Source organism: Citrobacter sp. Cf088 (assembly GCF_030334295.1).
Lineage (GTDB): Bacteria > Pseudomonadota > Gammaproteobacteria > Enterobacterales > Enterobacteriaceae > Citrobacter > Citrobacter freundii.
Window position 1 is genome coordinate 1 of the sequence record NZ_JAOWEE010000035.1, and the last position, 5,557, is coordinate 5,557.

A 5,557-nucleotide genomic window follows, 5' to 3' on the forward strand; every position below is an offset into this window, starting at 1 on the left:
ACTCAGAAGTGAAACGCCGTAGCGCCGATGGTAGTGTGGGGTCTCCCCATGCGAGAGTAGGGAACTGCCAGGCATCAAATAAAAGCGAAAGGCCCGGTCGAAAGACCGGGCCTTTTGTTTTATCTGTGGTCTGTCGGTGAGCGCTCTCCTGAGGAGGACAAATCCGCCGGGAGCGGATTTGAACGTTGCGCAGCAACGGCCCGGAGGGTGGCGGGCAGGACGCCCGCCATAAACTGGCAGGCATCAAATAAAGTGAAGAAGCCCATCCTGACGGATGGGCTTTTTTGCGTGTGTGCGGGGTAAAAAAAACGCCGGACGGGAATGTATTGTGCAGGCCTGATAAGCGCAGCGCATCAGGCAGATCACGACACCGCACCATCGGGTGCAAAGCAATATCCTGAGCCTCCATAACACAAGCCATTCTGCAGTATATGCGGTAAACTAGGCGCGATTTTGCATCAGGAAAGCGTCTATGAATCACTCCCTTAAAGCCTGGAACACCTTCGGTATCGATCAGCAAACGAATGAACTTGTCTGCGCCGAAAATGAACAACAATTACTGAATGCCTGGCAATCAGCCAATGCATCGCATCATCCAGTACTGATTCTGGGCGAAGGGAGTAACGTCCTGTTTCTTGATACCTTCCAGGGTACGGTGATCGTCAATCGTATTAAGGGTATTGAGATTACAGAGCAACCTGATGCGTGGCATTTGCACGTAGGCGCGGGTGAAAACTGGCATCAGTTGGTGTGCTATGCGCTGGAGCGCAACATGCCTGGCCTGGAAAATCTGGCACTCATTCCCGGCTGCGTGGGTTCATCGCCAATCCAGAATATTGGTGCCTATGGCGTAGAGCTGCAGCGCGTCTGCGAATACGTAGACTGCGTTGAGCTTTCGACTGGCAAACATCTGCGCGTTAACGCAGCAGAATGCCGTTTTGGTTACCGTGACAGCATCTTCAAGCATGAATACCAGGATCGTTTCGCAATTGTAGCCGTTGGTCTGCGCTTACCTAAACAGTGGCAGCCCGTTTTGACTTACGGTGACTTGACACGTCTGGATCCTACAACAGTTACACCTCAGCAGGTTTTTGATTCTGTCTGCCATATGCGCACGACAAAACTGCCCGATCCGAAAGTAAACGGTAATGCGGGTAGCTTCTTTAAAAATCCTGTTGTCACTGGGAATATTGCGCAGGAGCTCCTGGCTAAATTCCCAACAGCACCTCATTACCCGCAGGCTGATGGTTCTGTGAAACTGGCAGCAGGCTGGCTTATCGATCAGTGCCAGCTAAAAGGTATGCGCATTGGTGGCGCAGCGGTACATCAGCAGCAGGCACTGGTGCTGATCAATGCAGATAATGCGACGAGTCAGGATGTAGTGCAACTTGCACACCATGTGCGCCAAAAAGTCGGTGAGAAATTTAATGTCTGGCTCGAACCAGAGGTCCGGTTTATTGGTCCGCAGGGTGAAATGAATGCTGTGGAGATCATTGCATGAAGGATAATACCGTCCCTCTGACGCTTATTTCATTATTGGCCGATGGAGAATTTCATTCCGGTGAGCAGCTCGGTGAAACGTTGGGAATGAGCCGTGCCGCAATCAATAAGCATGTCCAGACGTTGCGCGACTGGGGGGTTGAAGTCTTTACTGTTCCAGGTAAAGGATACAGCTTACCGGAGCCTATCCAACTATTAGATGCCTCACTTATTCATTCTCAACTGGATGGTGGAAATATCACTGTCCTGCCGGTTATCGACTCAACCAATCAGTACCTGATGGACCGAATAGGTCAGCTGGAGTCAGGGGATGCCTGCGTCGCTGAATATCAACAGGCCGGGCGCGGGCGCCGTGGTCGGAAATGGTTTTCACCGTTTGGTGCCAACCTTTACCTCTCAATGTTCTGGCGGCTGGAACAAGGACCGGCCGCCGCGATTGGCCTGAGTCTGGTTATTGGTATCGTCATGGCTGAGGTTTTGCGTGATCTGGGTGCGGATAAAGTCCGTGTAAAATGGCCCAACGACCTCTATTTACTCGACCGTAAACTGGCAGGGATCCTGGTTGAACTGACAGGTAAGACAGGTGATGCCGCGCAAATTGTTATCGGCGCGGGTATTAATATGTCCATGCGCCGGGTTGAAGAAAATGTGGTTAATCAAGGCTGGATTGACCTGCAGGAAGCGGGCATTAACATTGACCGCAATACCCTTGCTGCCCGACTGATACGTGAGTTGCGCGCTGCGTTGGTGCTCTTTGAGCACGAAGGTTTAGCACCGTATCTGCCTCGCTGGAAGAAACTGGATAACTTTATCGACCGCCCGGTAAAACTTATTATTGGTGATAAAGAAATATTTGGTATCTCTCGTGGAATAGACGCGCAAGGTGCATTATTGCTTGAACAAAATGGCGAGATCAAACCCTGGATGGGTGGAGAAATATCGCTGAGAAGTGCTGAATAATAAAAAGGGGAGCTGAGGCTCCCCTTTTTATTTATTTACGTAGCCTGACTTGCTCAACGGCATGATTGGCGCTTTTAGTCATAATCAAGCTGGCTCTTTCACGTGTTGGTAAAATGTTTTGCTTTAAATTCATCCAGTTAATTTCTTTCCATAGCGATGTGGCAGTATTGATAGCCTCATCTTCTGATAATTTTGCATAGTTATGGAAATAAGAGTCCGGGTTGGTAAACGCCCCTTCACGGAATTTCAGAAAGCGGTTGATATACCACGTCTGGAGTAATTCTTCTGGCGCATCAACATAAATAGAAAAGTCGACAAAGTCAGAAACAAATACATGATGTGGATCGTGAGGATAGTCCATCCCGCTTTGTAATACATTTAACCCTTCGAGTATTAATATGTCGGGCTGGGCAACGGTTTTGTCGCCATCAGGGATCACATCATAGATGAGATGGGAATAGACCGGCGCCGTGACGTTAGGTACGCCTGATTTCAGATCGGAAACGAATTTAACCAAGCGATGCATATCATAGGACTGGGGGAAGCCTTTCTTCTTCATTAGTCCACGATCTTTCAATACCTGGTTAGGGTGGAGAAAGCCATCGGTAGTAATCAATTCAACCTTACGATGCTCTGGCCAGCGACTGAGTAAGGCCTGCAAAACACGCGCTGTCGTACTTTTACCGACGGCAACGCTGCCAGCAATACTAATAATATAAGGAATACGCTCGCCATTCGTGCCTAAAAATTGCTCCAGCACTGCCTGACGTCGCAGGTTTGAACTGATGTAAAAGTTTAGCAAACGCGAGAGAGGCAAATAAATCTCGGCAACTTCTTCCAGCGATAAGTCTTCGTTAATGCCTTTAAGACGAGCAATCTCTTCCTCGGTCAGGGTCATCGGCACGGAATCACGAAGCGCAGCCCACTGGTTGCGATCAAACTGTAGGTAAGGCGACGTTAACGCTTGCTCTTTTATACTCATACGCATGGTCTGGCTGTCATTGCTATATCAGGTCTGCGGTAAAAACGAAATCATCCCCGGTACGCAATGGCACGCACATTTCAGTTAATTTGGACAATGGGCAGGAGGGTAACACCAGATGGAGGGGAATAATAAGAAAAAATCATCCTCTGAAATGCAATGTGACGGGTATTCCAGATGTATAAAGATGTGCTTTCTCTCTATCGACGCGTGCATGCTGGAGCAAAATTCCTCCCTGAGGTGGCACCTGGCGTTGGAAATTTGTCCAATCCAAAGAAGAAATAGATTATTTATCGGTCGCATAGTGCAAAATGTGAGCGATAGAACATTTTATGCAATTTTTTAGTTGCATGAGTGCGCATGTCTCCATAAAATGCGCGCTACTTGATGCCGACTTAGCTCAGTAGGTAGAGCAACTGACTTGTAATCAGTAGGTCACCAGTTCGATTCCGGTAGTCGGCACCATCAAGTCCGGTGGGGTTCCCGAGCGGCCAAAGGGAGCAGACTGTAAATCTGCCGTCACAGACTTCGAAGGTTCGAATCCTTCCCCCACCACCACTTTCTGGCAGCGTTATCGCCGCCTGAGTTGATTAAAAAATTAATCAGCTCGAACAGAAAAGAGAGAAATCTCTTTTTTGTTACAGAAAGAACTGGGTAGCCGAGTTTCAGGATGCGGGCATCGTATAATGGCTATTACCTCAGCCTTCCAAGCTGATGATGCGGGTTCGATTCCCGCTGCCCGCTCCAGACGTGCTGATATGGCTCAGTTGGTAGAGCGCACCCTTGGTAAGGGTGAGGTCCCCAGTTCGACTCTGGGTATCAGCACCACTTCACTTCTCCTTCCCGTTTCTCTCTGTTTACTTTTAAAAGCATTCAACAGCTCAGGTATATTGCCTGGTTGATGTGGTGATATCACCGATTTATCCGTGTCTTAGAGGGACAATCGATGTCTAAAGAAAAATTTGAACGTACTAAACCGCACGTTAACGTCGGTACTATCGGCCACGTTGACCATGGTAAAACAACGCTGACCGCTGCAATCACTACCGTTCTGGCTAAAACCTACGGCGGTGCTGCTCGCGCATTCGATCAGATCGATAACGCGCCGGAAGAAAAAGCACGTGGTATCACCATCAACACTTCTCACGTTGAATATGACACCCCGACTCGCCACTACGCACACGTAGACTGCCCGGGCCACGCCGACTATGTTAAAAACATGATCACCGGTGCTGCGCAGATGGACGGCGCGATCCTGGTTGTTGCTGCGACTGACGGCCCGATGCCGCAGACTCGTGAGCACATCCTGCTGGGTCGTCAGGTAGGCGTTCCGTACATCATCGTGTTCCTGAACAAATGCGACATGGTTGATGACGAAGAGCTGCTGGAACTGGTAGAAATGGAAGTTCGTGAACTTCTGTCTCAGTACGATTTCCCGGGCGACGACACTCCGATCGTTCGTGGTTCTGCTCTGAAAGCGCTGGAAGGCGAAGCAGAGTGGGAAGCGAAAATCATCGAACTGGCTGGCTTCCTGGATTCTTACATTCCAGAACCAGAGCGTGCGATTGACAAGCCGTTCCTGCTGCCTATCGAAGACGTATTCTCCATCTCCGGTCGTGGTACCGTTGTTACCGGTCGTGTAGAGCGCGGTATCATCAAAGTTGGTGAAGAAGTTGAAATCGTTGGTATCAAAGAGACTGCTAAGTCTACCTGTACTGGCGTTGAAATGTTCCGCAAACTGCTGGACGAAGGCCGTGCTGGTGAGAACGTTGGTGTTCTGCTGCGTGGTATCAAACGTGAAGAAATCGAACGTGGTCAGGTACTGGCTAAGCCGGGCTCTATCAAGCCGCACACCAAGTTCGAATCTGAAGTGTACATTCTGTCCAAAGACGAAGGCGGCCGTCATACTCCGTTCTTCAAAGGCTACCGTCCGCAGTTCTACTTCCGTACTACTGACGTGACTGGTACCATCGAACTGCCGGAAGGCGTAGAGATGGTAATGCCGGGCGACAACATCAAAATGGTTGTTACCCTGATCCACCCGATCGCGATGGACGACGGTCTGCGTTTCGCAATCCGTGAAGGCGGCCGTACTGTTGGTGCGGGCGTTGTTGC

General features: G+C 49.7%; 4 protein-coding genes, 4 tRNA genes, 1 rRNA gene and 1 pseudogene. 8 read left to right on the forward strand and 2 right to left on the reverse strand.

What is annotated here, in order from left to right; all coding sequences use genetic code 11:
• The 3 genes from rrf to birA form a co-directional block, all read left to right on the forward strand.
• Positions 1–73: ribosomal RNA gene (gene rrf, locus OGV71_RS25550) — 5S ribosomal RNA — on the forward strand; the annotation flags it as partial.
• Between the two features lie 399 nt (positions 74–472).
• The gene (gene murB / locus OGV71_RS04055; RefSeq protein ID WP_044703033.1) at positions 473–1,501 is read left to right on the forward strand and encodes a UDP-N-acetylmuramate dehydrogenase; all 1,029 of its coding nucleotides are present in this window, start codon (positions 473–475) and stop codon (positions 1,499–1,501) included.
• Positions 1,498–2,460 carry a bifunctional biotin--[acetyl-CoA-carboxylase] ligase/biotin operon repressor BirA gene (birA, locus tag OGV71_RS04060; RefSeq protein WP_204584301.1) on the forward strand — a complete coding sequence of 321 codons (963 nt, stop codon included), beginning with the start codon at positions 1,498–1,500 and terminating at the stop codon, positions 2,458–2,460. The genes murB and birA overlap by 4 nt, the downstream gene beginning before the upstream one ends.
• Before the next feature lie 31 nt (positions 2,461–2,491).
• Here the strand turns inward: birA and coaA are convergent, their stop codons facing one another.
• Both coaA and OGV71_RS04070 read right to left on the reverse strand, forming a co-directional pair.
• The gene (gene coaA, locus OGV71_RS04065) at positions 2,492–3,442 is read right to left on the reverse strand and encodes a type I pantothenate kinase (RefSeq protein ID WP_204584299.1); all 951 of its coding nucleotides are present in this window, start codon (positions 3,440–3,442) and stop codon (positions 2,492–2,494) included.
• Positions 3,443–3,731: 289 nt separating this feature from the next.
• Positions 3,732–3,812, reverse strand: a pseudogene (locus tag OGV71_RS04070) (hypothetical protein); the annotation flags it as partial.
• 19 nt (positions 3,813–3,831) lie between these two features.
• Between OGV71_RS04070 and OGV71_RS04075 the strand changes: the two are divergent.
• From OGV71_RS04075 to tuf, 5 genes are all read left to right on the forward strand, one after another.
• Positions 3,832–3,907 (forward strand) — tRNA-Thr (locus tag OGV71_RS04075).
• Between the two features lie 8 nt (positions 3,908–3,915).
• Positions 3,916–4,000 (forward strand) — tRNA-Tyr (locus tag OGV71_RS04080).
• Between the two features lie 114 nt (positions 4,001–4,114).
• Positions 4,115–4,189 (forward strand) — tRNA-Gly (locus OGV71_RS04085).
• Positions 4,190–4,194: 5 nt separating this feature from the next.
• A tRNA-Thr gene (locus tag OGV71_RS04090) sits at positions 4,195–4,270 on the forward strand.
• Positions 4,271–4,388: 118 nt separating this feature from the next.
• Positions 4,389–5,557: elongation factor Tu (gene tuf, locus OGV71_RS04095; RefSeq protein ID WP_049014834.1), on the forward strand; the 1,169-nt coding region annotated here is incomplete at its 3' end.

What these genes read in the sequence shown, in the direction of transcription:
- murB (WP_044703033.1), top strand. Translation starts at nt 473, where the DNA reads ATGAATCACTCCCTTAAAGCCTGGAACACCTTCGGTATCGATCAGCAA.
- birA (WP_204584301.1), top strand. Translation starts at nt 1,498, where the DNA reads ATGAAGGATAATACCGTCCCTCTGACGCTTATTTCATTATTGGCCGAT.
- coaA (WP_204584299.1), bottom strand. Translation starts at nt 3,442, where the DNA reads ATGAGTATAAAAGAGCAAGCGTTAACGTCGCCTTACCTACAGTTTGAT.